Source organism: Pelomonas lactea, from assembly GCF_043555885.1.
Lineage (GTDB): Bacteria > Pseudomonadota > Gammaproteobacteria > Burkholderiales > Burkholderiaceae_C > Pelomonas > Pelomonas lactea.
This window is the reverse complement of record NZ_JBIGHX010000006.1, coordinates 175,572-200,034: the sequence shown is the minus strand read 5'-3', so window position 1 is coordinate 200,034 and position 24,463 is coordinate 175,572. Positions and strand designations below refer to the sequence as shown.

Below are 24,463 nucleotides of genomic sequence, written 5' to 3'. Positions count from 1 at the left end.
CCATGACGACCTGGTGGCCCTGGCTGGCCGTGGCCGGTGCCGGCGCGCTGCACGGGCTCAACCCGTGTTCGGGCTGGGCGCTGGCAGCGGCTTGCGGCATGCGCTCCGGCGACGCCCGCCAGGTGCTGGCTTCACTGCGTCCCATCGCCATGGGCCATGCGGCCGCGGTGGCCGCCGTGGCGGCGCTGGTCGCGTGGGCCGGGTCCCGGGACGGCCTGCCGGTGCTGGCCGGAAGTGCCGCGCTGTGCGGCGCGCTGCTGCTGTGGCGCCGGCAGCGCGGCGGGGTGGCGGCCAGCGCCTTCGCCGCGGCCACGCTGCAGGGCAGCGGGCTGATGCTGGTGCCCGCGTTCATCCCGCTGTGCCTGAGCGCCTCGCCGGCGCGCGAGCTCACGGCGTCGGGCTCGCTCGCGCTGGCGCTGGCGGCCGTCGGCGTGCACATGGCGGCCATGCTGGCCGTGACGGCCGGCGTGGCGCTGGCCGCCTGCGGCGCAGCCTCTAGGATGCGGACACGCCACGCAACAGCCCGTCATGACGCCAGCGCCCCGCGAGACCGCCGCCCCGCCGAACAGCCTCATCGCAAAGCTGGTGCCCGGCAGCGATTTCCATGACGCGTGGGCCCTGCCCGCGGGCGACCCCGGCCTGTCGGCGCTGGGCCAGTTCCTGAAGGCCGCGGGCCAGACGCCGCGCTGGGTGTCGGCCTGCATGGCGCTGCGCAACCGCGCCGTGTCGCTGTTCGGGCTGAAGAACCTGGGCGGGCTGGAAAACCTGCCGCGCGACAAGGCCGAGGCCCACTACCGCCCCGGCGACCGCGTCGGCATCTTCACGCTGTTCGAGAACACGCCCGGCGAGGTGCTGCTGGGCGACCGCGACAAGCACCTGGACGTGACGCTGTCGGTTCACCTCACGCCGCAGCCCGGTGGCGGCGCGCCGCTGGTCACGCTGACGACGGTGGTGCGCACGCACAACCTGCTGGGCCGGGCCTACATGCTGCCGGTGACGCCGATGCACCGCATCATTGCGCCGGCGGTGCTGCGCGCGGTGGCACGTCCTTAAAGCCTTTTCCAGCCCGCCACGCGGACGTTGAAGAAGCCGCTCTGCTCGTAGGCCCGCTTCACCAGGCCCTGCTGGCGCAGTGCCGCGAGTCCGGCGTTGAGCTGGTCGCGCAGACGCGGCCCCTGCTCATGCGTGGCGGACACGAGGAAGTGCCTGGTGCCGCGCATGGCGACCTTCAGCCCCGGCACGGGCACCAGGCGCACGCCGCCCACCACCATGGAGAGGTCGGCCGTGGGCTGAAACGGCGCCAGCAACACGTCGGCCCGGCCCTGCTGCAGCATGTGCGGCATCAGGTTCCAGCGCGTCACATGCTGCAGCCGTGTGACGCCCAGCCGCAGCAGCGTCAGCCAGTCGACGCGCCAGCTGTCGTTGCTGAGCACGCGCAGCTGCTGCACGTCGGCCAGCCCGCGGGCGGCCAGCGCGCGGGTGTTGTCGGGCGTCGTGTACAGGCCCACTTCGAACTCGCCCTCCAGCAGCAGCGGGTCGCTGAACAGCAGGCCGTCGGGCTCGGGGAAGTCGTCGCGCCAATAGCTGGTGGCGCTGCAGGCCGAATGGCCCATGCGCAGCTCGGCCTGCAGACGTTGGCTGCTGGGCATGGGCGCCAGCCCCAGGCGCAACGTACGGTCCTGCCGCGCCAGGGCCTGGTGGATGAGGACGACCTCGACGACGTCGCGCCGCGACAGCGGGCCACCGTAGTCGGCGATGGCGGCGGGGTCGCGGTCGGCGACGAAGCGCTGGTAGTCACCCAGCACATCGTCCGGGATCAGCGCCGGCAGCGGCGGCTGGCCAGCGGCCAGGCCAGGCAGCAGCCCGGCGCCGGCCAGCCCCAGCAGGCTGCGCCGCCCGAGGCGGGCGGCGCCAGGCGGCGGTGGGGCGGAAGCGGCGTTCAACGGCAGGACTCTCGGCGGGCCATTCGGCCACCGAGGATACGGCCGCCTGCCTCAAGGTTTTGTCAGGGCATGCCCGCCAGCAGCGCCGCGTTGCCGCCGGCCGCCGCCGTGTTGACGGTCAGCGTCTGCTCCGCCGTGAAGCGGTAGAGCTGGCGCACGTGGCCCGCCGCCGTCACCAGCGGCAGGATGGCGCCGGCGCGCCCGGCCAGCGCCTGTGCCAGCGTGTGGGCAGCGCCCTCGTCGGACGAGGCCAGCGCCACGCCGGCCAGCTGCGGCGCGGCCAGCAGGCCGGGCAGCGCCGTGTCGGGCGGCAGCGTCAGCGCGTTGCCGGGCAGGCCGGCACGCAGCAGGGCCTGGCGGGCGCGCTCGTCGCCGCCCAGCCAGAGCACGCTGTTGCCGGCCAGCAGCGCGCTGACGGCTGCGGCCAGGCCAGCGTCGCCCCGGCCCAGCACGACGAACGCGCCGCGGGCATGGTGGCGCAGCGTGTTGCTCTCGCCGGTGGGGCCGGGCAGGTCCACATCGGCGAACTGCGACTGGGCCGCCGTGAACAGGCCGCGCAGCGCCAGCGCGGTGGCGGCGTCCAGCGTGTCGGCGGCGCGGCGCAGCGTGGCGATGCGGTCGGCCAGCGGCGTATCGCGCCAGGCGGCATCGGCGGCCACGGCCAGGGGCTCGCTGCGGCCGTCCAGCGCCAGCAGCGGCGCCGGCGCGGCCAGCTGCGGCTCGGCGCAGAAGCGGCGCAGGTAGTCGGGCCCGCCGGCCTTGGGGCCGGTGCCGGACAGACCTTCGCCGCCGAACGGCTGCACGCCCACCACGGCGCCGATGATGTTGCGGTTCACGTAGACGTTGCCGATGCGCGCGGCGTCGGCCAGGCGCTGGGCGCGGCTGTCGATGCGGGTCTGGATGCCCAGCGTCAGGCCGTAGCCCAGCGCGTTGATCTCGGCGATGACGTCGTCCACCGCGCCGTCGAAGCGCACCACGTGCAGCACGGGGCCGAAGATCTCCTCGCCGAGGTCGGCGACGCGCTTGAGCTCGAAGGCCACCGGGCGGATCTGGCGCGGCATGGGCTGGGCCACCGGCGCCTCGGCGATGAGGCGGGCCTCGCGCTTGAGGCGCTCGACGTGGCGGCTGATGCTGGCGTGGGCCTCGTCGTCGATGACGGGGCCGACGTCGGTGGCGAGGTCGGCGGGCTGGCCCACGTGCAGCTGCTGCAGTGCGCCCTTGAGCATCTCGATGACGCCGTCGGCGATGCTCGCCTGCACGCACAGCAGCCGCAGCGCCGAGCAGCGCTGGCCGGCGGAGCGGAAGGCGCTCTGCACGACGGCGTCGATGACCTGCTCGGGCAGCGCGGTGGAGTCCACCACCATCGCGTTCAGGCCGCCCGTTTCGGCGATCAGCGGGATAGGCAGAGATGACGCCCCCACGTCGGCGGGTACGCCTCCTGCCCCCCGGGGGGGCGCTTCCGTCCTTGGGAACGGCCCTGCGGACGAAAGGGGCTTGGCGGCCAGCGCCTTGTTGATGATCTGCGCGACGGCCGTGGAGCCGGTGAAGCAGACGCCGGCCGTGTGCGCATGGGCCACGAGGCCGGCGCCGACGGTCTCGCCCGCGCCGTGCAGCAGCGCCAGCGCATCAGCCGGCACGCCGGCGCCGTGCAGCAGCTCGACGAACTTCAGCGCGACGAACGGCGTCTGCTCGGCGGGCTTGGCGGCCACGGTGTTGCCCACCACCAGCGCGGCGACGACCTGGCCCGCGAAGATGGCCAGCGGGAAGTTCCACGGGCTGATGCAGACGAACACGCCGCGGCCGCGCATGCCGGCCTCATCGGCTTCCGCTTGATCAGCGTAGTAGCGCAGGAAGTCGACGGCCTCGCGGACTTCGGCGACGCAGTCGGCCTGGGTCTTGAATGCCTCCTTGACGAGCAGCGCGCAGAACTCGGCCAGGCGCGCGTCCAGCGCATCGGCGGCGCGGCGCAGCGTGGCGGCACGCTGGGCGACGGGCGTGGCGTTCCATGCGGGGAAGCCGGCGTGCAGGCGCTGCATCGCGGCGTCCACTTCCGCGCCCGTGGCCTCGGGCACGGGGCCCACGGCCTGGGCCGCCAGCGCGGCCTGCAATGGCGCGCGCTGCGCGGGCGCGGTCAGGTCGGCGCCGGTGGAGTTGGCGCGGCCACGGCCCTGCGCGTCCAGGTACAGCGCCGGCGGCAGCGGCAGCGCGCCGGTGGGGCGCACGTCGGCCAGCGGCGAGCCCAGCAGCTCGGGCACCTGCACGGTCGGGTCGGCCAGCTGGTGCACGAACGACGAGTTGGCGCCGTTCTCCAGCAGCCGGCGCACGAGGTAGGCCAGCAGGTCGCGGTGCTCGCCCACGGGGGCGTAGACGCGGCAGGGGATGGTGCCGTCCTTCAGCACCTCGCGGTACACGCCCTCGCCCATGCCGTGCAGGCGCTGCATCTCGAAGGCGGCACCGGCCGCGCGCGCCATCTGCACGATGGCCGCGATGGTGCCGGCGTTGTGGCTGGCGAACTGCGGGTAGATGACGTCGGCGTGCTGGATCAGCGCGCGCGCACAGGCCAGATAGGAGACGTCGGTGTGCTGCTTGTGCGTGAAGACGGGGTACTCCGCCAGGCCCAGCTCCTGGGCACGCTTGATCTCGCCGTCCCAGTAGGCGCCCTTGACCAGCCGCACCATGAAGCGCAGGCCGTGCTTGCGGGCGATGGCGGCCACCTCGTCGACGACGGCCAGCGCGCGGGTCTGGTAGGCCTGCACCGCCAGGCCAAAGCCGCGCCACTGCGGGTAGACCTGCGCGATGCGCGCGGCCAGCGCGTCCAGCACGTCCAGCGACAGCTCCAGGCGATCCACCTCCTCGGCGTCGATGGTCAGGTTGATGTTGGCGTCAGCAGCCAGCTCGATGAGCTGCCACACGCGCGGCAGCAGCTCGGCGAACACGCGCTCGCGCTGCAGCACCTCGTAGCGGCTGAACAGCGCGCTGAGCTTGATGGAGATGCCGTCGGAGGCTTCCGGGCTGTCCGCGCGCTGGCCGGCGGCAATCGCCTTGATCGCACCGACATAGGCCGCCTGGTAGCGGCGCGCGTCGTCCTCGGTGCGGGCGCCCTCGCCCAGCATGTCGTAGCTGAACCTGAGTTGCTTCTGCGCCTTGCGGGCGTCATCCGCCTCGCTCATCGCCTCGCGGATGTTGCGGCCCAGCACGAACTGGCGGCCCAGCAGCTGGATGGCGCGCACGGTGGCGGCCACCACGGTCTGCGCGCCCAGGCGCTTGAACAGGCCGCCGTCGTCGTCCGCCCCCGGCAGGAAGCGCTTGGACATGGAGATGGCCGATGCCGACAGCGCGGCCAGCATCTTGTGCGGGCTGCCCTCGCTGGCGCCGTCGAAGTCGGCGCGGCCCAGCTGGTCGGCCGTCAGCGCGATGGCAGTGGGTGCGTCGGGCACGCGCAGCAGCGCCTCGGCCAGCCGCATCAGCGCCAGGCCCTCGGCGCTGGTGATGGGGTACTCGCGCAGCAGCGACTCCATCGCCCAGAACGGCGCCGGGTTCCTGCGCACCTGCTCCACCCAGGGCGCGGCCATGTCGATGACGCGCGGCCAGTCCAGCGCCGCACCGACGCGGTCGGCCAGCGCCTGCACGACGCCGGCTTCCGCCCGGTACGGATCGGGCAGGCGGGGGTGTTCGGGCGGGGCGGTGAACGTGGTCATGGCTGTCTCCTGGTGAGATCGACAATGTATTCACAGCACCGTTGGATTAAATTCCAACAATTGATATCGACACAGAGAAAAATCCAGATGAGCGACGAAACACGGCTGGACAAGATCGACGAGCGCATCTTGCGCGCTCTGCAGGCGGACGGCCGCATTTCCAACCTCAAGCTGGCCGAGACGGTGCACCTGTCGCCCACCGCCGTGCTGGAGCGCGTGAAGCGGCTGACGCGCGACGGCTACATCCTGGGCTACGAGGCGCGGCTGAACCCGGCCAAGCTGGGCGCAGCGATGCTGGTGTTCATCGAGGTGCACCTGGACCGCACGGTGATGGACGTGATGGACACCTTCAAGGCCGCCGTGCAGGCCCGGCCCGAGATCCTGGAATGCCACCTCGTGGCCGGCGGTTTCGACTACCTGCTCAAGACCCGCGTGCGCGACATGAGCGCCTACCGCGAGTTCATCGGCAGCGTCATCTGGACGCTGCCCGGCGTGCGCGAAACGCGCACTTATGCCGTCATGGAGGAGGTGAAAGCAACAAACGCGCTGCCGATCTGAGCGGTCCGGCGCGCAGCGACCGCAAAATGGCTCGCATGGACATGCGGCATCAACCGGTCTGGATGCGCTGGCGCCAGGCCATCGAGGCGGGTGAGCTGGGCGTGTGGGATCTGCGCCTGGAGCTGGAGACCGTGCACTATTCGCCGCGCTGGAAGCAGCGACTGGGCTACCCCGACCCCCATGCCGCCGACAGCACGCACTTCTGGCGCTGCCGCGTCCACCCCGAAGACCTGCAACCCATGCTGACCGCGATGCGCGCGCATGAGCGGGACCCCCAGGCGAGCTACGAGGTGCGTTTCCGGCTGCGCAGCAATGGCTCGGGCTACCGGCTGATGCACTCGCGCGGCAGCATCATCGAGCGCAGCCCCCAGGGGCGGGCGCTGCGCATGGTGGGCACCATGCTGGACCTGACCGAACGCGCGCCCACGCCCCAGGGCGGCCTGCCCGACGGGCCGCGCGGCGCGATGGAAGGAGCGCCGCTGGCGCTGCCTTTCCACCAGTTGCTGATGGCGGCCGTGGACGCCGAGGCCGAGCAGGAGCGGGACCGCGTGCTGGCCTTGGTGCACGACCTCATGCAGGCCTCCTTCGCGCAGCTGGAGGCGCTGCGGGCGGGCCAGGCCTAGCGTCAGGCCAGCGTCTGGCCGAAAAAGCGCATCGCCCGGTCCCAGGCCTGCTGCGCCCAGGCCGCGTCGTACTGCGTCTTGGCGATGCGGCCCGGGCCTTGCGCCTCCTCATTCGCGAAGGCGTGATGCGCCAGGTAGCGGTGGCCCTCGTAGCGCACACCCGCTTCGGCCAGCCGGGCCTCCAGCGCGTCCACGCCCGCCAGGGGGAAGAACTCGTCCTGCGTGGCCCAGTGGGCCTGCAGCGGGATATTGATCTGCTCGGCCTTCACATAGTCCACCGGCGGCATGCCGTACCAGACGACGGCCGCATCGGCCTCGGGCACCGCGGTGGCCGACAGCACCGTCAGCGCGCCGCCCATGCAGTAGCCGGTGACGCCCACCTTGCCGCTGCCCAGCTTCAGGCCCTTCAGGTAGCTCACGGCCCCGCGCACGTCCTGCGACGCGGCGTCGCCGAAGTCCAGGCCCGTCATCAGGTGGTGCGCCTCTTCCTGCTCCACGGTGCTCTTGCCGCGGTACAGGTCGGGCACCAGCGCCGTGAAGCCGGCATCCGCCCAGCGCCGCGCGACGCCGCGGATCTGGTCGTTCAGGCCCCACCACTCCTGGATGACGACGACGGCGCCGACGGGCCGGGCGGCCTCGGCCAGGTAGCCGCTGACGCTGACGCCATCGGGACGTTGGAAGCTGATGGTCTGGGGCATGGTCGATTCCCGGAAGTTAGAGGCCGCAGTCTGCCCTGTTCGCCACGGGTTTTCCCGTGCGGGGCGACAATGCCCACAGCCATGAAGATCGAACGCATCGTTTCCACCCGCCTGCCGACGCCCCACGGCGAGTTCGCCATCCACGGCTTCCGCGAGAGCGACAGCGGGCAGGAGCATGTTGTGCTCAGCATGGGCGACCTGGTCGGCCAGCCCGGTGACGAGCCGCCGCTGGTGCGCGTGCACTCCGAGTGCATGACCGGCGAGGTGTTCGGCTCGCTGCGCTGCGACTGCCGGCCGCAGCTGGAAAGCGCCATGCAGCGCATCGCCAAGGTGGGCCGCGGCGCCATCATCTATATGCGCGGCCACGAGGGCCGGGGCATCGGCCTGGTGCAGAAGCTGCGCGCCTATGCCGAGCAGGACGCCGGCGCCGACACCATCGAGGCCAACGCCGCCCTGGGCCTGCCCATCGACGCGCGCCGCTACGACGCGGCCGCCTGCATGCTGCGCGCCCTCGGCGTGCACCGCATCCGGCTGCTGACCAACAACCCGCTGAAGATGGCCGCGCTGGCCGAGTTCGGCATCGAGGTCGTCGTGCGCGAGGCGTCGCTGACAGCGCCGGGCCCGGACAACGAGAAGTACCTGCGTACCAAGGCCGAGTCCATGGGGCACCACGACCTGGGCCACCTGTTCGAGTGAATCTCAGCTGCCGCGGCGGTGCTGCTCGCGGTACGACGACGGGCTCAGCCCGTGGCGGCGCCGGAAGCGCAGCGTGAAGTAGAACGGGTTCGCAAAGCCCACCATCTCCGCCACCTCGGCCACGGGCTGGCCCGTGGCGCGCAGGTAGTGCGCGGCCATTTCCAGCCGCCGCTCCTCCATGTAGGCCTGCGGCGAGCGGCCGGTGCCGCGGCGGAACAGCAGGCAGAACTGCGAGCGCGACAGGCCGGCGAACGCGGCCAGCTCGTCCACGTTGACCGGCGCGGCCAGGTCGCAGTGGAAGCGCTCCAGCACGCGCTCGATGCGCGGGTCCACCGGGCTCGCGCCACCCGGGCTGGCCGCGGCGGACGCCACCCGCAGCAGGAAGGCCTCCAGCAGCGCCTCGACGATGGGCTCGCGCTCAGGCAGGTCGGGCTCGGTGAGGTTGAAGCGGTGCGCCGCCTCCAGCTGCGAGGCCAGCTCCACGCGCAGCGACACGTCGGCCACGGCATGCGCCTGCCAGGGCCGCACGGGGTCGAACCAGTCCAGCCGCTCGCCCAGCCGGGGCGTCATCCGAAAATGTAGCCAGTAGAACTCCCAGCCCGTCTGCGGGTCGGGGATGCGGTAGGAGCGCGCGTGGCCCGGCGCCAGCAACAGCAGCTCGCCCACGCCGGTGGTGACCGTCTGCTGCGGGAAGCGCACCTCCCCTTTTCCCCGCAGCGTGAAGTAGCCGTTCCAGTGCGCGAGGTTGCCCTCCACCCATTGCCGCGGCTCGGCACGGCTGTTGAAGTAGCCGGTCATGGGCATCATGGGCCCGGTCGATCCGATCACGCCGCGCATCGGCCGATGTTATAGGTGGATCGCCCGTGCGGCGATTCACGCGGCGCCGGTGCCGCCCCTAGAGTCGCCGCCGGCCCGACAACAACATCGCTCAAGGAGACTCCCCATGGCCCGACTTTCCCGGCTCGCTGCCGCCGCCTGCGCCACCCTGCTGGCCGGCAACGCCCTCGCGGCCGATGCCGTCACCCAGCGCGCCAACGCGCTGCTCGCCCGCATGACGCTGGAGGAAAAGATCGGCCAGCTCACGCAGCTGGGCGCCGAGGTGCCGGGCCCGAACAAGGAGACGCCGGACGCGCTCATCCGCGCCGGCAAGGCCGGCTCGGTGTTGTGGACCTTCGACTCCGACCTCATCGCACGGCTGCAGCGCGTGGCCGTCAAGGAGAGCCGCCTGGGCATCCCGCTGCTGTTCGGCTACGACGTCATCCACGGCTACAAGAACGTGTTCCCTGTGCCGCTGGGCCTGGCCGCCACCTGGGACCCGGCGCTGGTGGAACGCTCGCAGGCGATTGCCGCCAAGGAGTCGTGGGTGGCCGGCGTGAACTGGACGTTCACGCCCATGGTGGACATCGCCCGCGACGCACGCTGGGGCCGCATCGTGGAGGGCGCGGGCGAGGACACCTTCCTGGGCGTGGCCATGGCGCGCGCCCAGGTGCGTGGCCTGCAGGGCCCGGCGCTCGGCACGCCCGAGCGGGTGCTGACCAGCGTGAAGCACTTCGCCGCCTACGGCGCGGCCGACGGCGGGCGCGACTACGACTCGGTCTTCGTGCCCGAGGTGCAGCTGCGCAACGTGTACTTCCCGCCGTTCCAGGCGGCCATCGACGCCGGCGCCGGCACGGTGATGTCGGCCTACATGACGCTCAACGACGTGCCGGCCTCGGGCAACCGCTGGCTGCTGCGCGACGTGCTGCGCGGCGAGATGGGCTTCAAGGGCTTCGTCATCAGCGACGCGTTCGCCGTGCAGTCGCTGGAGAACCACGGCTTTGCGGCCGACAACGCCGACGCGGCCGCCCGCGGCCTGCAGGCCGGCGTGACCATGGACATGGCCAGCAACAGCTACATGCGCCAGCTGCCCGCGCTGGTGAAGGCCGGCAAGGTGCCCCAGCGCGTGGTGGACGACGCGGTGCGCGAGGTGCTGGCGGTGAAGCTGCGCATGGGGCTGTTCGAGCGGCCTTACGCCGGCGGGGGCGCACCGGAGCGCAAGGCCGCCGTCTTCAACGACCCCGCCCACCGCGCCGCCACGCGCGAGGCAGCGCAGCGCTCGATGGTGCTGCTGCGCAACGAGGGCCGCGCGCTGCCGCTGGCCGCGTCGCTCAAGCGCATCGCCGTCATCGGCCCGCTGGGCGACAGCGGCGAGGACATCCTCGGCTCCTGGACCGTGGAGAAGGGCCCGGGCGTGTCGGTGCTGGCCGGCATCCAGGCCCGCTGGCCGCAGGCCGAGGTGACCTTCTCGGCCGGCGGCGACATGCAGCGCGCCTACCCGCTGCCCTGGGATGCCGACCAGGGCAAGGCTGCGCCCGCGCTGATGTCAGCGGCCGACCAGCAGGCCGCGCTGGCGAAGGCCGTGGAGGCCGCCCGCCAGGCCGAGGCGGTGGTGATGGTGCTGGGCGAGCGCGCCAACATGAGCGGCGAGGCGGCGTCGGTCGCGTCGCTCGCGCTGCAGGGCAACCAGCAGGCGCTGCTGGAGGCCGTGGTGGCCACCGGCAAGCCGGTGGTGCTGGTGCTGCTGAACGGCCGGCCGCTGGACATCCGCTGGGCCAGCGAACACGTGCCGGCCATCGTGGAAGCATGGTTCCCGGGCAGCGAGGGCGGCCATGCGGTGGCCGACGTGCTGAGCGGCGCCGTCAACCCGGGCGGCAAGCTGCCCGTGACCTGGCCGCGCAGCACCGGCCATGTGCCGGCCTACTACAACCACAACCGCACGCATGCCGATGAGACCGGCCGCACCTTCACGTCGCGCTACGCAACGGACGCGCCCTCCTCGCCGCTCTACCCCTTCGGCCATGGCCTGAGCTACACGAGCTTTGCCTACGGCGACGTGACGCTGGACCGCACGACGGCGCGCGCGGGTGAGCCGGTGAAGGTCAGCGTCACCGTGCGCAACACCGGCGCCGTGGCGGGCGACGAGGTGGTGCAGCTCTACACGCACCAGCGCTCGGGCAGCGCCGCGCGGCCGCAGCGCGAGCTGAAGGGCTTCCAGCGCATCCACCTCGCGCCGGGCGCCACGCAGACGGTGAGCTTCACGCTGGGCCGCGACGAGCTGAAGTTCTGGAGCCCGGTCACGCGCGCCTGGGGCGTGGAACCGGCGGCCTTCGACGTGTGGGTGGGCGGCAGCTCGGCGGCCACCGCGCATGCCGAATTCCGGCTGACGCGCTGATCAGGGCTGGCGCGCGTAGCTGCGCGTCAGCGCCTCCCACGCATGGCCGTCGGGCTCGCGCCAGTAGACGATGCGGCCGCCGCCGTGGGTGTTGACCTGGTAGTCGTCCGGCCCGATGGGCGAGCTGCGCCAGGCGATGCCCAGCGCCTTGAGCCGGCCCATCAGCGCGTCGAACTCGGCGTCGCTGACGCGGAAGGCGTAATGCTGCAGCGGCACGGCCATGCCCGGGGCCACCTCGTCGAAGTCCACCGTCAGGTCGTCGGACACATAGACCGCGCTGAACGGCCCCACGGCCGCCTGGGCCGACCACGGCACGCCGAGGATGGCGGCCAGCCGCTCGGCGGCGGCGCGGCGGTCACGGGCGGGCACCAGCAGATGGTCGAGCGTGGGCATACGGCACCTCCTGAATCAGTTGTCGATTTGCACGTTCGCGGCACAGAAACCGCGGGCCGAGCGCCGGGCCGCTCCCAAGCCGGCCCGCGGGCGATGTGCGTTCGGCTCAATGCCGAACGCATCGCCGTCCCCTCGGGGGACCGACTGGACTGGCCGGCGTTCAGCCGATGCCAGTCCGGGCGAGAGGCTCATGCGCTTGCGCACTTGGCGACGGTGTCCCAGGTGCGCGTGGTGATGTCCTTGCCGAACGTCTTCTCCAGCAGCTGCATGAAGACCGGGCCCTGGGCTTCGGGCACATAACTGCAGAACACCTCGGCGCCGTCCAGGCCCCAGATGCAGGCCTCGCCGTGCGTGCGCGGCAGCTCGACGGGGCTGGCCGCCAGCGGCTCGCGCAGGAAGGTGACGACGCGCTTGGACCCGGCGCGCAGCGGGTAGGCAGCGAACGGGTCGGCCACGATCAGCTGCTGCAGGTGCTGGCTGGCGCGCACATGGGTCTCGAAGCTGCGGCCCAGACCGGCCTGCATGGCCGCCTCCAGCTTCTTGCGCAGCGTGGCGGCGGAGGCCGCGCGTGGCGTGCTGAACGCGACGTTGCCGCTGCTCAGCAGCGTCTTCACGTCGGTGAACCCGGCGTCCTCCAGGCTGCGCTGCAGCTCGGGCATCTTGCAGTTCATCGGACTGACACCGCGGAGCAGGGCGACGTAGCGGGGCATGGGGGGCAGCAGCGGTGGTGGAGGCTGCACGCTAACGCATGGCCGAGCCGCCGTGCCATCCCGCAATGCCGGTCAGGCCAGCATCCGGCCTGCCGGCGGATAGCGCCGCAGCAGCAGCTCGTCATCGCTGAGCGCCGGCCCCTGCCAGACCCGCGCCCGGCTTGCGCCCGCGCCCAGCGCCAGCTCCTGCAGCGCGCGGATCTCCACGGGTGTCAGCCCGCCCTCGTAGTCGTCCACCGGATGCATGACGATCTCCGGCGACGGCCGGAACACCGCGCGGCCGCCGTACAGCCGACGAATCGCGAACTTCAGCAGCTGTTCAGCGACGATGAAGTCGGACACCAGCGTGCGCGGGTGCGCCAGCGGATTGACGACCACGACGTCGCTCCCGGCAGCCTGCGCGCGGGCTTCGGCGCCCACGGCGCAGACGGTGGCGCGGCCACCGGCGGGGCGATGGATGGCCACCTCGGGCACCTCGTCGAAACACGCCCGCGACCGAGGATCGCGCACCACCAACCGTCGCGGCGACAGCTGCACGTAGAGCACGGTGTTGAAGAACTGGCGGAGGAAGTCCATGCGGTGGGGCGTCGATCGGATCCTGATCGTCACCACGATAACGGAACCGTGAGCCGGCCCCACCGCACCTCAAGCCGCGACAGTTGCCAACGCCTCCCGCGTCACCTCGTCCGTCGGGAACAGGTGCTCCACCTTCAGCGATGCCAGCGTGATGTCCAGCGGCGTGCCGAAGCTGGTGATGGTGGAGAAGAAGCTCAACACCCGCCCGTCCGCGGCGCGCAGGCGGAAGGCCAGCACCGGCAGCTGGCTGCTGGTCTCGCTGACGGTCCAGGGGGCCAGTGTCGGCCGCAGCTCGTCCAGCAGCGCGCGCAGCCGCGGCAGGTGCTCGGCCTCGCGGCTGGCGCGGGCCCACATCTCGTTGCACAGCCAGCCCTCGTCCACGCACAGCGTGCGCAGGCCGCCGGGCGCGAAGACGGCGCGCAGCAGGTTCAGGGGCTGGGCCAGCATGGCCTCGGCGTCAAGACCCAGCAGCGACATCAGCCGCGCCAGCCCGGCGTTGGCCATGACGACGTTGTAGTCGCCGTCCAGCACCAGCGCAGGCGCCGCGCCGTTGGCGTGGATGAGCTGCGCCAGCGCCGCACGCACCGGCGCCATCTCGGGCGCATCCAGCGCCCGCTCGGCGTGGGCGGGCGCGTAGCCGGCGGCCAGCAGCGCCTGGTTGCGCTCCTCCAGCGTGGCGCCCAGCGCGTCCAGCAGCGCCAGCAAGGTCTCGCGGCCTGCGCGCGAGCGGCCGGTCTCGATGCAGCTGAGGTGGCGTTGAGACACGCCGGTGCGCAACGACAGCTCCAGCTGGCTGACGCGGCGCGACTTGCGCAGGGTGGCGAGGGTGGCGGTCATGCGGTGAATTCTGCGGCGGGCGCCGGACGCGCCGCCATGACCTCCCAGGTCATTGCGGCCATGCACGCGGCTGCCGAGCATGGCGGCACCCCAACCCCAAGGAGATCGTCATGCGCCCCATCCTCTTCCTCGCCTTTGCTGCGTTCGGCGCGTTCTCGCTGTACGCGATGTGGGCCGTCGGCTACGTCGGCATCTGGCAGGCCGGCATGGCCAGCATCGGCGCCTGGCAGCTGCTGGTGGACTTCATCATCACGTCGTTCATCCTGCTGGGCTTCATCGCACGGGACGCAAAGGCCACGGGCCGCACGGTGTGGCCCTACGCGCTCATCACGCTGGCCGCCGGCTCGTTCGGGCCGCTGCTGTACCTGCTGCTGGCACCGCGTGAGTCGGCTGCGCGGCTGGGCCGCGAAGCCACGGCCTGAGCGCCGCTGACCGCTAACGCCCCGTTGGCGCGCCACAACGCCGACGGGGCGTTGCGCTTGCGCAAGCATCGCGAACGCCCTCATCATTCGCGCCCTTGCTGAAGGCGCCCACGACAGCGCCCGCAAATCGGAGATCCCTGCTATGTCCTCCCTGTTCATCTCGACGATCAACTGAACACGGTTCCCGAGCCCCGGCTGAACCGTGTCTGTTCACAGATACGGCCTCAGACCGCGTGGCATGCAAAGCCCCGCTGCCCTTGAGCCGGGGCTTTTGCTTTTCGGAAACCGAATGAGTGACCAACTCCGTTCCCGTGCCTTGCTAGAAGGCCGGGTCAAGGCCCTGCGCCGCATGAAACAGCCCATGACGCTGGTGCTCGAAACGAGCATCGGTGCGCGCGACCCCGTCGCCCGCGCCCTCAGCGCACGCGGCTCGCGCGGCGCCGGCCAACACATCCAGAGCCGCGGTGCACAACGCCGGGCCGACCGCGTGGCGCTGCAGGCGCTGCTGCGAAGAAAGGACTGGGATGAATGATTCCCTCGAACTGCGCGCGCAGCTGGCGCAGAGAAACCAGCAGCTGCAAACCATCGCCTCCCAGCTCAAGACCGAGCTGTTCGGCATCGACGCCCTCATTGACCGCGTCATCGACTCGGTGCGCGCGTGGTACGTGCTGCCCGGGCTGGTGTCACGGCCCGTCGTCGTCTGCCTGTGGGGCCTGACCGGCACGGGCAAGACCCAGCTGGTGCGCCGCCTGGCGCAGCTGCTGGGTTTCTACGACCGCTTCGTCGAAGTGCAGATGGACGGCTTCTCCAACGGCGCCAGCTGGTACGGCGCACAGAACATCTCCGGCATGCTGGCGCAGAGCGGCGTGCGCGAGGGCGAGCCGGGCATCCTGGTGCTGGACGAGTTCCAGCGCTTTCGCACCATCGACAGCAAGCGCAACGACGTGCGCGTCGAGCGCTACCAGGATGTCTGGGCGCTGCTGTCCGATGGCCGGCTGCCGCCGGCGCTGTCGCTGCTGGGGGACATCGAATCCTCCATCGCCGAGGCGGCCTTCGACGCCGAGCGCGCCGACGCCGACGACGTCAAGCGGCGCTTCAAGCTGCGCAGCTGGGAAGCCCAGGAACTGCAGCGCAACCTGAAGCTGGACGAGCCGCTGATGGAGATCATGAGCTGGACGCCGGAGCAGATCCAGCTGCGGCTGCGCGACTTCCGCGACAGCGGCGCGCAGCAGTGGGACACCGACTACAGCCGGCTGCTGGTGTTCGTCTGCGGCAACCTGGACGAGATGTACGAAGACCTCGCCACCAGCGTGGACGACTGCGACAGCGACGCCGACACCTTCCACGCCGTCACCGCCAAGCTCAGCGTCATCGACGTGAAGCAGGCACTGAACCGCCGCTTCAAGCCCGAGCAGGTCGCGCGGCTGGGCAACGAGCACGTGATCTACCCATCGCTGCCGCGCCGTGCATACGAGCAGCTCATCGCGCAGGGCTGCGCCCGCTACGCCGCCGAGACCGGTGCGCGCTGCGGCCTGCACTTCGAGCTGGACGCCAGCGTGCGCGAGCAGATCTACGCCAACGCGGTGTTCCCGGCGCAAGGCACGCGGCCGCTGTTCTCGTCGCTGCATGCCATCCTCGGCGCCGGCCTGGCCAAGGCGGCGCTGTGGGCCCTGGAGCGCGGCGCGGCACCCGGCGACGGCGTGGGCCTGACGGCCGACGGCAGCCGCCTCGTCGCGCACTGGCGCGGCCAGTCGCACGCCATCGCCGCGCCGTTCGAGATCAGCCGGCTGCGCCAGCGCAACAACGCCGACTTCCGCGCGCTGCTGGCCGTGCACGAGGCCGGCCACGGGCTGGTGCATGCGCTGCTGTTCGGCCGCGCGCCCACCGAGATCAAGATCCACGTGGCCAGCTTCGAGGGGGGCTACAACGCCTACACCTCGCGCAAGGTGTGGTCGCGCCAGAACCTGCGCGACAACCTCTGCACCAGCCTGGCCGGCCGCGCGGCGGAGCTGATGGTGTTCGGCGCCGACATGGCCTCCAGCGGCGCCGAGGGCGACCTGCGCAAGGCCACCGAAACGGCCGCGCGCATGCTGCGCCACCTGGGCCATGGCGAGCGCATCGGCCGCTGCGACGTGTCGGCCGACAGCGAGGAGCACCTGGTCACGGACGTGGAGGCCACCAACGCGCCCATCGAGGCGCTGCTGCAGGCCGAGCACGAGCGCGCCACCCGGCTGCTGGACGCGCACCGCGACGCGCTGCTGGCGCTGGTGGACGAGCTGATGGCGCAGGGCCAGGTCACGCCCGCCCGCTTCGCCGCGGTGACGGGGCTGGCACTGGACCGACCGGAGGACGCGCTGGACCCCTATGCCCGGCAGCTCGCCGCGTTCCGCGCGCCCGCGCCCGAGCGGCGCCGGGCTTAGTTCACAGCCTGTAGCAATCCCGGCGTCAACGGCCGGGCCCGGCGGGCGTTGCAAGCAGACCGGCGGCCCTCCAGCCGCTCGAAGCGAGCCCCTCATGACCACGCTGACCCTCACTTTCCAAGGCCAACCCGGCGACGCGCGCAAGGCGCTGGGCGGCCTGCTGCAACGCTTCCGCTCCGCCTACTTCGTGGAGCGCAGCGCCAGCGAGTACGCCGTGACGGCCGACGAGGCCACGGCGGCCGAGCTGGCGCGGCAGCCGCAGTGGGCCACGCGCGAGCTGCAAACGCCGGCCTCGTGACGGACGGGCCCGCTCAGGCGGGTTCCACCACCACGCGCAGCCAGCGCTCGGTGTAGCGCTTGCTGGCGCAGCGCTGGCGATAGGTCTCTACGCTGACACGCGCCGGGTTGCGCCGCACGCGCAGGCCCAGCAGGTCGTCCAGGCCCAGCGGCGCGATGACGTGCAGCGCATCGGCGCCGTCCAGCCACACGCCCACCGCGGTGGCGGGCTCGGGCCAGCTGGCCACGGCCTCTGCCAGCGAGTGCAGCGGCGCCACGGCATGGCCGAAGTGCTGCTCGAACCACTGGTGCACACCGGCCTGGTTCGTAACTTCCCAGGGCAGGTCCAAGCGCTGGCACAGCCGCCGCTGCAGCGCGGCGTCGCGCGCCGGGTCCAGGTCGTCGGCATCGAAGTAGACGAAGTCCACGTCGGCCAGCTCGCTGGCCTGCGCATGGCCATGCAGCGCGTCCCACACCAGGTTGCGCAGCGCCCCGGCGCCGATGCACCAGCTCGCAAGCCCCAGCTCCCGGCCGGCGCGCAGCGCGGCCATGAACCACGGCGTGGTGCGCACCAGCGCCGTCAGGCGCTCGACGTCGCTCACCGCGCCTTCTCGCGCTCCTGCAGCGCGCGCCACATCACCTTGCCCGCGCCGCTCTTGGGCAGGCTGTCGGCGAACTCGATGAGCGCCGGCACCTTGTAGGCCGCCATGTTCGCGCGGCACCAGTCGCGCAGCTGCTCGGCGCTCAGCGCCTCATGGCCGGCGCGCCTGACGACGAAGGCCTTGACCGTCTCGCCGCGGTAGGCGTCGGGGGCCGACACGATGCAGGCCTCGGCCACGCCGGGGTGGCCGTGCATCAGGTTCTCCACCTCGGAAGGCCAGACCTTGAAGCCGCTCGCGTTGATCATGCGCTTGAGGCGGTCGGTCATGAAGAAGTAGCCGTCGGCGTCGACGAAGCCGATATCGCCGGTGCGGAAGAAGCGCCGGCCGTCGAACTCGATGAAGGCAGCGGCCGTCGCCTCGGGGCGGCGCCAGTAGCCATCAAACACCATGGGGCCGCGCACGATGATCTCGCCGGGCGTGCCGACGGGCTGCTCGCGCAACGTGTCGATGTCCACCACGCGCGCATCGCAGCTGATGTAGGGCACGCCGAGGCACTGCTGCTTGGGCGCGTCGTGCGGGTTGCTGTGGCTGGGCGCAGCGGTCTCGGTGAGGCCGTAGCCCTCGGCGTAGCGCAGGCCCCAGCGCTGAACGAGCCGCTCGGCGATGGCCTGCGGCATGGCCGCGCCGCCGCCGCCGATGTAGACGAGGCTGGAGAGGTCGAAGCTGTCCACCTCGGGGCTGGCCAGCAGGTCGATGACCATCGTCGGGATGTTGGTCCAGCGCGTGATGCGGTGGTGCTTGATGAGCCGCGCCGCGTACTCGCGCTGCCAGCGCGGCATCAGCACCAGGCTGGCGCCGGCCATCAGCGTGCCGTGCAGCACGACCACCATGCCGGTGATGTGGAACATGGGCACGACGCCCAGCACCACGTCCTCGTGGCTGCCGTTGGCCCACAGCGCACCGGCGAACACGTTGTGCTGCAGGCTGCTGTGCTTGTGCATGCAGCCCTTGGGGTGGCCCGTGGTGCCGCTGGTGTAGCCCAGCAGCGCGAGATCGTCAGCCCCCGTCTCCAGCGCGGGCGGCGCGGCGCGGCAGGCGAGCGCCTCGGCCCAGGGTGTCGCCCCGTCGGGCAGCGCGAGGTCGGCGTTCAGCCAGTCGGCCCAGCCGGCCGGCAATCCATCCGGCGCGGCCCGGCCACCGGGCAGCACCTCAGCCAGCTGCGTGACGAGCAGGTCGCGCGCGGCCATGCCGGCGGCCAGCCATTCGGCGGTCAGGTCGGCGCTGGTGATGGCCAGCACGGCCCCGCTGTCCTCGATGAGGTGGCGCAGCTCCGCCGCCTTGTTCATCGGGTTGACCGGCACGACCACCGCGTTGGCGCTGAAGATCGCGTAGTGCGCAACGACCAGCTGCGGGCAGTTCTGCAGGTCCACCAGTACGCGGTCGCCGCGCTGGACGCCGCGCTGCGCCAGCCAGGCGGCCAGGCGCTGCACCTGGGCCAGCAGCTGGGCGTAGGTCGTCACCTGGCCCAGGAACACCAGCGCCGGCCGGTCGGGGAAGCGGCGCGCGCTGACGAGCAGGTTGTCGGCCAGCGAGGTGGCCGGCGGCGTGATCGCGTGCGGCACGCGGGGCGGCCAGAAGGCGTGATGGGCTCGCGTCGTCATGAGGTTGTCTCCTGCTTCCTCGCCACCACGAGATAGACGCCCAGCAGCGTCACGCCCATGCCGGCGATGGCTTGTGCGCCGAGTGTCTCGCCGAACAGCAGCCACGCCATCACCGAGGTGACAGAAGGCACCAGATACATGGTGCTGGACACGGCCGTTACGCGGCCGTGCCGCAGCATGTGGAACATCAGGCTGATGCCGCCGGCCGTCAGCACGAGGATGCTCCAGGCCATCGCGATGACGACATCGCGGTTCCACACGATGCGCATCGGCTCCAGCGCCCAGGCCAGCGGCAGCGTAACGGCCAGCGCCGCGGCGAACTGCACGACCTGGCCGGTGCGCAGGTCGAACTGCGGCACGAAGCGCTTCTGGTACAGCGTGCCGCCGGTGATGGCCAGCAGCGACATCAGGCACAGCGCCAGCGGCGGGCCGTAGCTGGCGCCCAGGTTGAGCTTGTGCCAGATGACGAGCACGACGCCCGCCAGGCCCAGCGCCACGCCCAGCCACTGCCGCGGCACCACGCGCTCGCCGATCAGCGGCGCGGCCGCCGCCACCAGCACCGGCTGCAGATTGACGATGAGCGCCGCGGTGCCGGCCGGCAGGCCCTGGCGGATGGACACCCACACGCCCGCCAGGTACAGCGCCTGGATGCCCAGGCCCGCAACCGCCAGGTGGCCCATGTCGCGGCGCGACGGCCACGGCGCGCGCGCGGCCAGCGCCAGGCCCAGCATCAGCGCGACGACGCCGGCATAGCGCCAGCTCAGGAAGGTCAGCGGGTCGGCATGAGGCGCCGCGAGCTTGGCGACGATGTAGCCGGTGGCCCAGATGAAGATGAACAGCGGCGGGGCGAGGCGGGCAAGGCGATCGGGGGCGGGCATGGGCCGGCCATCATGCCTGCACCGGCAGCACCCGCTCGCTCATCGCGCGCACCAGCGCGGCGGCATCCGGCACCGGGCCGGGCAGCGGCAGGCCGTCGAAGGCGGCATCCAGGCTCAGGTGCGACACGCCGTGCGCCAGGCTCCAGCCGGTCAGCGCCAGCAGCGGGCCGGCGGCGGCGTCGAAGCACGTGGCCGCGTCCAGCAGCACGCGAAAGGCCGCCTCGGCCGCGCGGTCCAGGCCCGGGTGTTGGCGGCGCGACGCGAGCACGGGGCCGAACATCAGCCGGAAGCGCGCCGGCCGGCGCCGCGCGAACTCCACATAGGCCGCCGCGATGGCCAGCAGCTGCGCGCGCGGCGCGGCGGGGTGGGCGTCCACGCCCGCCTGCATCGCCGCACCCAGCTGCTGGAAGCTGCGCTCGGCCAACGCCGCCAGCAGCTCGGGCAGGCCGGCAAAGTGGTGGTACGGCGCCGCGTGCGACACGCCGGCACCGCGCGCCACGTCGCGCAGGCTCAGGCCCGCGGCACCGCGCTGGGCCAGCAGGGCCTCGGCGGCGTCCAGCAGCGCCTCGCGCAGCTCGCCGTGGTGATAGCGACCCGCGGCCTTGGCGCGCGGGCGCGGCGGGCGCTCGGCGGGCGGCCGCGGCGCGGTCGACGACGCGGCGGCGGCAAGCGACGCCGAGGCCGCAGGCGGCTCGACCGGAGGCGCGGCCGGGGCCAAGGGAGACACCCCCGGTGCGGCGGCCACGTCGGTCTTGCGTGCGGCGGCAGGCTTGCGCTGCCTGGCGGGCTTGGATGAAACGGCGGGCTCGCGCGCGACGGCTGGCTTGGTCATGCACAGATCTTGCCACGCGAAAGATTGGCGCGGATACTGCACCAATCTTTTCATCGTCAAGATCAACGCCCGCCCGCGGTCACCGGCACGCGGCGCGGCGGTCCCTGCGGGCCGGTGCCGTGCCGCTGTCGGCAAGGAGTCGTCATGTATCACGCCATCGTCAGGCACCGGCTGCGGTCGGCCTTCGCCGACCTGAACGCGGGCCGCTACGAGCGCATCCCGGCGCAATTCGCCGCACAGCACCGGCACAGCATGGTGGGCACCCACGCGTTGGGCGGCGAGCGCCGCGACCTGGCGGCCACGGCGCGCTGGTACGGCCGGCTGCAGCGGCTGCTGCCGGGGCTGCGCTTCGATGTCGACGGCGTCTGGGTCAGCGGCTGGCCCTGGCGCACGCGTGCCGTCGTCGCCTGGCGCGACCGCTTCCAGCTGCCCGGCGGCCGTGAGGGCAGCAACCGCGGCATGCACGAGTTCGAGCTGCGCTGGGGCCGCGTCAGCGCGCTGACGGTGCACTGCGACACCGCCCGGCTGGCGGGCTATCTGGCCGAGGTGGCGGCCGCCGGTCAGCCCGAGGCGCTCGCGGAGCCGATCACGGGCTGAGCGGCATCGGCGTCAACGCCGGCCAGCTCGCGCAGGCAGCGCAGGCACAGGCAGCGGTCGGGGTAGCGCGCCGCCAGCTCGGTGCGCAGCTCCTCGGTCAGGCGGATGCCGAAGCAGTCGCAACGGCCGGCGTTGACGCCGCACTCGAAGCCGCCGCCGCAGCGCGGGCAGCGGGTGTCCAGCAGGGCGCCGCTCATGCGCGCAGCTCGCGCAGCGCCGCGTCGCAGAGCTCGGCCAGCACGCCCGCATCCACGTCGGCCAGGCGCTTGATGTAGACGCAGCCCTTGCCCTCTCGATGCCTGCCCAGGCGCGCCAGCAGCGCGGCGCGGCCGGCGCCGTTGGCGTTCAGGTAGAGGCTGATGTCGCCCTTGCCCGCGGCGCCGCTGGCGAAGCCGATCTCGAAGGTGTCGCCCTCGCGGCCGCTGTCGTAGACGTAGTGGCGGTGGCCGAAGCCCACCATGCGGCCCCACATCACCGGCGGCTGGCCGCTGGCGCGCTGCATCAGCGCGACGAGCGCGCGGCAGTCGGCCGCGCGGGCCTCGGGTTGGGCGTCGATGTAGGCCTGCACGTCGGCCTCGGTCGGGCGAGTCTTGTTGGCCATGGCGGCTCCGGGTCAGAGCGGTGATTGTGGATCGTCGTCCTGCGGCGGCAGCGGTGTCGCGCGGGCCAGCGCCATCCAGGTGGCGAAGTCGGGCTTGCAGGCGCGCTTCGGCGCGGGCCGGGCCAGCTCCAGGTGCGTGCTGTGGCCGATGAGCACGCCGTACTCGGGCGGGATCTCTTGCGCCTCGGCGATGCCGGCCTTGATGACGAACCAGCACTGGCCGCACAGCGCGCGGTAGGCGGCGGACTTGGCAGGCCGGCGCAGCTCGCCCAGCAGGTCCGCGCGGCTGACCTTGATCTCGTGGATGGCGGGCTCCAGGTAGTCCTCCACGGTGCTGTGGCGGATGGAGTAGACGTCGGGCATGGCCTTGACCCATTGCGTCTTGCCGTCGTCCTGCGGCAGCCCGGCGCGCAGCGTCAGCCCGCGCCAGGCGATGCGGCCCGCCCGCTGCATCTCGGTGGCGACGCGCTCGACCAGCAGCTCGTGCGCGTCGCGGGCGGCGCGGTTGCGGGTCAGCGATTCGGCGATCAGCGCGACGCCGGCATCGGTCACGCGCAGCCGCTCGCGGCCGCCGGGCTCGGCCAGGCGCTCCACCCAGCCGGCCGCCAGCAGCTCCACCTCGACGAGGTCCTGGCTGGGCCAGCCGGCGCTGCGCCACAGCTGGCGCAGGCGCTGCAGATGGAAGCGGGTGGGGGCGGACATGGCGCCATCATCGTTGCGCAGGCAAGAAAAAACCCCCGGCCGAGGCACGGGGGTTTGCTGGCTGAAGCGGTGAGCCGCTTACGGGCGCTCGCGCTTGGGCAGGGCGGCCAGACCCGGCACCGGCAGGTTGGTGGTGGCCGTCGTCGCGGTGTTGGGCACGGCGAAGAAGGTCCAGACGCTGCCGGCCGGGAAGACCAGCGCGGAGTTCGTGTAGATGGACAGGGCCGAGCTGGGCACCGTCACGTCGACCTGCGCACCCGTGGACGAGTTCGTGATCGAGCCGGACAGCGGCGCCGAGCCCGTGCCGGCGGCGACGTTGGAAGCGATGGTGCCGTAGCCGACGCTCAGGCCCGCGCCGTTGGTCTGCAGCGCGTTGACGAGGCGGATCTTGACGTCGGTGGAGACGGTGGGCAGGCGGTTGTCGTCGTCGAGGACGGCCAGCTTGGGCGCGGCCGGGTCACCCCAGACCAGCAGCGTGCTGTCCTTGCCGGCGGTCAGCGTCGGCGCGGTGAAGCTGACGCTGGCGCCGTTGACGGCCACGTTCAGCGTGCTGGCGCCGGCGTTCGTGGTGACGTAGTCGCTGATCAGCGGGCTGACGGCCGCGGCGCTGAACATGGCCTGACCGTTGATGGACGACGTGACCGAGCCGCCGCTGGCCAGTGCGGCGACGGTGCGCACACGGCTTTGCGTGTTGGCGAAATTCTTGGCCGCGCCCTTTTGCACCAGCGTGATGCCGTTGACCAGCACGCCGCCGTCGGTGGCGGTCAGGATCAGCGTGTTGACGCTGGCGGAGTCCAGCGTGATGGCCGGGATGGCCAGGCGCAGGTCGGTGGGCTTGTTGTAGCCGGTCACGCAGACACGGAAGGTGCCCGAGTTGATCTGGATGTAGCCGCTGCCGGAGCCGCCGGCCAGGTTGCTGCTCAGCGCGGTCTCGTTGGTCAGGCCGCAGGTGGCCGCGGTGGTCACGTAGGTGTCCAGCGCGCCGGCGTCGGGCGCCAGGTTCAGCACCAGCAGCTTGGCCTTGTTGGCATCCGGAGCGGACTGGGACTCTTCCAGCAGCGTCGTGCGCACGGCGCCGGAGAAGCCGTAAGTGATGTAGGTGTAGTTGCTGTTGGAGTTCAGCGTGGGCGTGGTGGCCGACACGCTGCTACCCACGTCACTCTTCAGTACCTTGGTCGCGGTGGCGCCGGTGTCCACGCTGCCGTACTCGCCGACGGCAGCGTAGGCGACCTTGCTGTTGATGGTCTTGTCGTTGACCGTCAGGTCCAGTTGCTCGTAGGAGCGCGTGGCATTGAGCAGGCGCACTTGGGTGCTGCTGCCGCCGCCGCCGCTACCGCCGCAGGCGGTCAGAGCGGCCGTGGCCGACAGGCTCAGCGTCAGGGCCAGCCGGGTGGCCCAGGGGGTGAATCGCATCGAGAATCTCCGAAAAAACCAGGTCGCCGGGCCTTGGTGGCAAAGGTGCGGCCAAATACGCGGACTCGCGATTAGAACCCAAGCCAGGGGTGCCGCCATTTCCGCCGTCTAGCACC

General features: G+C 72.1%; 27 protein-coding genes. 11 read left to right on the top strand and 16 right to left on the bottom strand.

The window, feature by feature from the left end; all coding sequences use genetic code 11:
* Positions 1-2 precede the first annotated feature (2 nt).
* Positions 3-608 (top strand): hypothetical protein, encoded by a 606-nt coding sequence (locus tag ACG04Q_RS17705; protein ID WP_394512429.1) that lies wholly within the window; start codon positions 3-5, stop codon positions 606-608.
* Positions 586-1,053, top strand: coding sequence for a DUF2867 domain-containing protein (locus ACG04Q_RS17700; protein WP_394512428.1), 468 nt, complete (start codon positions 586-588; stop codon positions 1,051-1,053). Before ACG04Q_RS17705 ends, ACG04Q_RS17700 begins: the two co-directional genes overlap by 23 nt.
* Here ACG04Q_RS17700 and ACG04Q_RS17695 read toward each other — a convergent pair.
* Together ACG04Q_RS17695 and ACG04Q_RS17690 are read right to left on the bottom strand one after the other, a co-directional pair.
* Positions 1,050-1,943 carry a hypothetical protein gene (locus tag ACG04Q_RS17695; RefSeq protein WP_394512427.1) on the bottom strand — a complete coding sequence of 298 codons (894 nt, stop codon included), beginning with the start codon at positions 1,941-1,943 and terminating at the stop codon, positions 1,050-1,052. The genes ACG04Q_RS17700 and ACG04Q_RS17695 overlap by 4 nt on opposite strands.
* 62 nt (positions 1,944-2,005) lie before the next feature.
* Positions 2,006-5,641 (bottom strand): L-glutamate gamma-semialdehyde dehydrogenase, encoded by a 3,636-nt coding sequence (locus tag ACG04Q_RS17690; RefSeq protein ID WP_394512426.1) that lies wholly within the window; start codon positions 5,639-5,641, stop codon positions 2,006-2,008.
* Between the two features lie 87 nt (positions 5,642-5,728).
* Between ACG04Q_RS17690 and ACG04Q_RS17685 the strand changes: the two genes are divergently transcribed.
* The gene (locus ACG04Q_RS17685; RefSeq protein ID WP_394512425.1) at positions 5,729-6,199 is read left to right on the top strand and encodes an Lrp/AsnC ligand binding domain-containing protein; all 471 of its coding nucleotides are present in this window, start codon (positions 5,729-5,731) and stop codon (positions 6,197-6,199) included.
* 35 nt (positions 6,200-6,234) lie between these two features.
* Positions 6,235-6,822, top strand: coding sequence for a PAS domain-containing protein (locus tag ACG04Q_RS17680; RefSeq protein ID WP_394512424.1), 588 nt, complete (start codon positions 6,235-6,237; stop codon positions 6,820-6,822).
* Positions 6,823-6,824: 2 nt separating this feature from the next.
* Here the strand turns inward: ACG04Q_RS17680 and ACG04Q_RS17675 are convergent, their stop codons facing one another.
* Positions 6,825-7,520 (bottom strand): dienelactone hydrolase family protein, encoded by a 696-nt coding sequence (locus tag ACG04Q_RS17675; RefSeq protein WP_394512423.1) that lies wholly within the window; start codon positions 7,518-7,520, stop codon positions 6,825-6,827.
* A gap of 81 nt (positions 7,521-7,601) precedes the next feature.
* On the opposite strand from ACG04Q_RS17675, the gene ribA reads away from it, so the two are divergent.
* The gene (gene ribA, locus ACG04Q_RS17670) at positions 7,602-8,216 is read left to right on the top strand and encodes a GTP cyclohydrolase II (protein WP_394512422.1); all 615 of its coding nucleotides are present in this window, start codon (positions 7,602-7,604) and stop codon (positions 8,214-8,216) included.
* A 3-nt stretch (positions 8,217-8,219) separates the two neighbouring features.
* Here the strand turns inward: ribA and ACG04Q_RS17665 are convergent, their stop codons facing one another.
* A complete protein-coding gene (locus tag ACG04Q_RS17665) occupies positions 8,220-9,023 on the bottom strand; it encodes an AraC family transcriptional regulator (protein ID WP_394512421.1) in 804 nt (267 codons plus the stop codon).
* A 136-nt stretch (positions 9,024-9,159) separates the two neighbouring features.
* On the opposite strand from ACG04Q_RS17665, the gene bglX reads away from it, so the two are divergent.
* Positions 9,160-11,427, top strand: a complete 2,268-nt coding sequence (gene bglX, locus ACG04Q_RS17660) for a beta-glucosidase BglX (protein WP_394512419.1) — start codon at positions 9,160-9,162, stop codon at positions 11,425-11,427.
* Here the strand turns inward: bglX and ACG04Q_RS17655 are convergent, their stop codons facing one another.
* From ACG04Q_RS17655 to ACG04Q_RS17640, 4 genes are all read right to left on the bottom strand, one after another.
* Positions 11,428-11,820, bottom strand: a complete 393-nt coding sequence (locus ACG04Q_RS17655) for a VOC family protein (RefSeq protein WP_394512418.1) — start codon at positions 11,818-11,820, stop codon at positions 11,428-11,430.
* Positions 11,821-12,008: 188 nt separating this feature from the next.
* Positions 12,009-12,530 carry a DUF1697 domain-containing protein gene (locus tag ACG04Q_RS17650; RefSeq protein ID WP_394512417.1) on the bottom strand — a complete coding sequence of 174 codons (522 nt, stop codon included), beginning with the start codon at positions 12,528-12,530 and terminating at the stop codon, positions 12,009-12,011.
* Between the two features lie 72 nt (positions 12,531-12,602).
* The gene (locus ACG04Q_RS17645; RefSeq protein WP_394512415.1) at positions 12,603-13,106 is read right to left on the bottom strand and encodes a rod shape-determining protein; all 504 of its coding nucleotides are present in this window, start codon (positions 13,104-13,106) and stop codon (positions 12,603-12,605) included.
* A 69-nt stretch (positions 13,107-13,175) separates the two neighbouring features.
* A complete protein-coding gene (locus ACG04Q_RS17640) occupies positions 13,176-13,943 on the bottom strand; it encodes a helix-turn-helix domain-containing protein (RefSeq protein WP_394512413.1) in 768 nt (255 codons plus the stop codon).
* A gap of 110 nt (positions 13,944-14,053) precedes the next feature.
* On the opposite strand from ACG04Q_RS17640, the gene ACG04Q_RS17635 reads away from it, so the two are divergent.
* The 4 genes from ACG04Q_RS17635 to ACG04Q_RS17620 all read left to right on the top strand — a co-directional run bounded on the left by ACG04Q_RS17635 (position 14,054) and on the right by ACG04Q_RS17620 (position 17,083).
* Positions 14,054-14,365 (top strand): DUF2834 domain-containing protein, encoded by a 312-nt coding sequence (locus ACG04Q_RS17635; RefSeq protein WP_394512412.1) that lies wholly within the window; start codon positions 14,054-14,056, stop codon positions 14,363-14,365.
* A 289-nt stretch (positions 14,366-14,654) separates the two neighbouring features.
* Positions 14,655-14,897 carry a hypothetical protein gene (locus tag ACG04Q_RS17630; protein WP_394512411.1) on the top strand — a complete coding sequence of 81 codons (243 nt, stop codon included), beginning with the start codon at positions 14,655-14,657 and terminating at the stop codon, positions 14,895-14,897.
* The gene (locus tag ACG04Q_RS17625) at positions 14,890-16,785 is read left to right on the top strand and encodes an AAA family ATPase (protein WP_394512409.1); all 1,896 of its coding nucleotides are present in this window, start codon (positions 14,890-14,892) and stop codon (positions 16,783-16,785) included. The genes ACG04Q_RS17630 and ACG04Q_RS17625 overlap by 8 nt, the downstream gene beginning before the upstream one ends.
* Positions 16,786-16,879: 94 nt before the next feature.
* Positions 16,880-17,083: a hypothetical protein gene (locus tag ACG04Q_RS17620; protein ID WP_394512407.1), complete on the top strand. Its 204-nt coding sequence runs from the start codon at positions 16,880-16,882 to the stop codon at positions 17,081-17,083.
* Positions 17,084-17,096: 13 nt separating this feature from the next.
* On the opposite strand, the gene ACG04Q_RS17615 is transcribed toward ACG04Q_RS17620, so the two are convergent.
* Genes ACG04Q_RS17615 through ACG04Q_RS17600 form a run of 4 tightly spaced genes read right to left on the bottom strand, consistent with a single transcriptional unit; the run spans position 17,097 to position 21,034 of the window.
* The gene (locus ACG04Q_RS17615) at positions 17,097-17,612 is read right to left on the bottom strand and encodes a nucleotidyltransferase family protein (protein ID WP_394512592.1); all 516 of its coding nucleotides are present in this window, start codon (positions 17,610-17,612) and stop codon (positions 17,097-17,099) included.
* 47 nt (positions 17,613-17,659) lie between these two features.
* Positions 17,660-19,324: a long-chain-fatty-acid--CoA ligase gene (locus ACG04Q_RS17610; protein ID WP_394512405.1), complete on the bottom strand. Its 1,665-nt coding sequence runs from the start codon at positions 19,322-19,324 to the stop codon at positions 17,660-17,662.
* Complete coding sequence (locus tag ACG04Q_RS17605) at positions 19,321-20,202, bottom strand: DMT family transporter (protein WP_394512404.1); 882 nt, start codon at positions 20,200-20,202, stop codon at positions 19,321-19,323. Before ACG04Q_RS17605 ends, ACG04Q_RS17610 begins: the two co-directional genes overlap by 4 nt.
* Before the next feature lie 10 nt (positions 20,203-20,212).
* On the bottom strand, positions 20,213-21,034 hold the full coding sequence (locus ACG04Q_RS17600) for a TetR/AcrR family transcriptional regulator (protein WP_394512402.1): 822 nt from the start codon (positions 21,032-21,034) through the stop codon (positions 20,213-20,215).
* 144 nt (positions 21,035-21,178) lie between these two features.
* Here ACG04Q_RS17600 and ACG04Q_RS17595 point away from each other — a divergent pair, with 144 nt between their 5' ends.
* Complete coding sequence (locus ACG04Q_RS17595; protein ID WP_394512400.1) at positions 21,179-21,631, top strand: nuclear transport factor 2 family protein; 453 nt, start codon at positions 21,179-21,181, stop codon at positions 21,629-21,631.
* Here the strand turns inward: ACG04Q_RS17595 and ACG04Q_RS17590 are convergent.
* The 4 genes from ACG04Q_RS17590 to ACG04Q_RS17575 all read right to left on the bottom strand — a co-directional run bounded on the left by ACG04Q_RS17590 (position 21,595) and on the right by ACG04Q_RS17575 (position 24,347).
* Positions 21,595-21,828: a cysteine-rich CWC family protein gene (locus ACG04Q_RS17590; RefSeq protein WP_394512398.1), complete on the bottom strand. Its 234-nt coding sequence runs from the start codon at positions 21,826-21,828 to the stop codon at positions 21,595-21,597. The genes ACG04Q_RS17595 and ACG04Q_RS17590 overlap by 37 nt on opposite strands.
* A complete protein-coding gene (locus ACG04Q_RS17585) occupies positions 21,825-22,232 on the bottom strand; it encodes a DUF1801 domain-containing protein (protein ID WP_394512397.1) in 408 nt (135 codons plus the stop codon). Before ACG04Q_RS17585 ends, ACG04Q_RS17590 begins: the two co-directional genes overlap by 4 nt.
* 12 nt (positions 22,233-22,244) lie before the next feature.
* Positions 22,245-22,934 (bottom strand): hypothetical protein, encoded by a 690-nt coding sequence (locus ACG04Q_RS17580; protein WP_394512395.1) that lies wholly within the window; start codon positions 22,932-22,934, stop codon positions 22,245-22,247.
* A 78-nt stretch (positions 22,935-23,012) separates the two neighbouring features.
* Positions 23,013-24,347 carry a DUF4397 domain-containing protein gene (locus ACG04Q_RS17575; RefSeq protein ID WP_394512393.1) on the bottom strand — a complete coding sequence of 445 codons (1,335 nt, stop codon included), beginning with the start codon at positions 24,345-24,347 and terminating at the stop codon, positions 23,013-23,015.
* Positions 24,348-24,463: the final 116 nt, after the last annotated feature.

Excerpts from the sequence above, each read along its gene's own strand:
- ACG04Q_RS17575 (WP_394512393.1), bottom strand. The coding sequence starts at position 24,347 with ATGCGATTCACCCCCTGGGCCACCCGGCTGGCCCTGACGCTGAGCCTG.
- ACG04Q_RS17590 (WP_394512398.1), bottom strand. The coding sequence starts at position 21,828 with ATGAGCGGCGCCCTGCTGGACACCCGCTGCCCGCGCTGCGGCGGCGGC.
- ACG04Q_RS17675 (WP_394512423.1), bottom strand. The coding sequence starts at position 7,520 with ATGCCCCAGACCATCAGCTTCCAACGTCCCGATGGCGTCAGCGTCAGC.
- ACG04Q_RS17620 (WP_394512407.1), top strand. The coding sequence starts at position 16,880 with ATGACCACGCTGACCCTCACTTTCCAAGGCCAACCCGGCGACGCGCGC.
- ACG04Q_RS17585 (WP_394512397.1), bottom strand. The coding sequence starts at position 22,232 with ATGGCCAACAAGACTCGCCCGACCGAGGCCGACGTGCAGGCCTACATC.
- ACG04Q_RS17635 (WP_394512412.1), top strand. The coding sequence starts at position 14,054 with ATGCGCCCCATCCTCTTCCTCGCCTTTGCTGCGTTCGGCGCGTTCTCG.
- ACG04Q_RS17610 (WP_394512405.1), bottom strand. The coding sequence starts at position 19,324 with ATGACGACGCGAGCCCATCACGCCTTCTGGCCGCCCCGCGTGCCGCAC.
- ACG04Q_RS17645 (WP_394512415.1), bottom strand. The coding sequence starts at position 13,106 with ATGGACTTCCTCCGCCAGTTCTTCAACACCGTGCTCTACGTGCAGCTG.
- ACG04Q_RS17640 (WP_394512413.1), bottom strand. The coding sequence starts at position 13,943 with ATGACCGCCACCCTCGCCACCCTGCGCAAGTCGCGCCGCGTCAGCCAG.
- ACG04Q_RS17605 (WP_394512404.1), bottom strand. The coding sequence starts at position 20,202 with ATGCCCGCCCCCGATCGCCTTGCCCGCCTCGCCCCGCCGCTGTTCATC.
- ACG04Q_RS17595 (WP_394512400.1), top strand. The coding sequence starts at position 21,179 with ATGTATCACGCCATCGTCAGGCACCGGCTGCGGTCGGCCTTCGCCGAC.
- ACG04Q_RS17690 (WP_394512426.1), bottom strand. The coding sequence starts at position 5,641 with ATGACCACGTTCACCGCCCCGCCCGAACACCCCCGCCTGCCCGATCCG.
- ACG04Q_RS17665 (WP_394512421.1), bottom strand. The coding sequence starts at position 9,023 with ATGATGCCCATGACCGGCTACTTCAACAGCCGTGCCGAGCCGCGGCAA.
- ACG04Q_RS17650 (WP_394512417.1), bottom strand. The coding sequence starts at position 12,530 with ATGCCCCGCTACGTCGCCCTGCTCCGCGGTGTCAGTCCGATGAACTGC.
- ACG04Q_RS17705 (WP_394512429.1), top strand. The coding sequence starts at position 3 with ATGACGACCTGGTGGCCCTGGCTGGCCGTGGCCGGTGCCGGCGCGCTG.
- ACG04Q_RS17625 (WP_394512409.1), top strand. The coding sequence starts at position 14,890 with ATGAATGATTCCCTCGAACTGCGCGCGCAGCTGGCGCAGAGAAACCAG.
- ACG04Q_RS17580 (WP_394512395.1), bottom strand. The coding sequence starts at position 22,934 with ATGTCCGCCCCCACCCGCTTCCATCTGCAGCGCCTGCGCCAGCTGTGG.
- ACG04Q_RS17615 (WP_394512592.1), bottom strand. The coding sequence starts at position 17,612 with ATGGCCGCGCTGCGCGCCGGCCGGGAGCTGGGGCTTGCGAGCTGGTGC.
- ACG04Q_RS17600 (WP_394512402.1), bottom strand. The coding sequence starts at position 21,034 with ATGACCAAGCCAGCCGTCGCGCGCGAGCCCGCCGTTTCATCCAAGCCC.
- ACG04Q_RS17655 (WP_394512418.1), bottom strand. The coding sequence starts at position 11,820 with ATGCCCACGCTCGACCATCTGCTGGTGCCCGCCCGTGACCGCCGCGCC.
- ribA (WP_394512422.1), top strand. The coding sequence starts at position 7,602 with ATGAAGATCGAACGCATCGTTTCCACCCGCCTGCCGACGCCCCACGGC.
- ACG04Q_RS17630 (WP_394512411.1), top strand. The coding sequence starts at position 14,655 with ATGAGTGACCAACTCCGTTCCCGTGCCTTGCTAGAAGGCCGGGTCAAG.
- ACG04Q_RS17680 (WP_394512424.1), top strand. The coding sequence starts at position 6,235 with ATGGACATGCGGCATCAACCGGTCTGGATGCGCTGGCGCCAGGCCATC.
- ACG04Q_RS17685 (WP_394512425.1), top strand. The coding sequence starts at position 5,729 with ATGAGCGACGAAACACGGCTGGACAAGATCGACGAGCGCATCTTGCGC.
- bglX (WP_394512419.1), top strand. The coding sequence starts at position 9,160 with ATGGCCCGACTTTCCCGGCTCGCTGCCGCCGCCTGCGCCACCCTGCTG.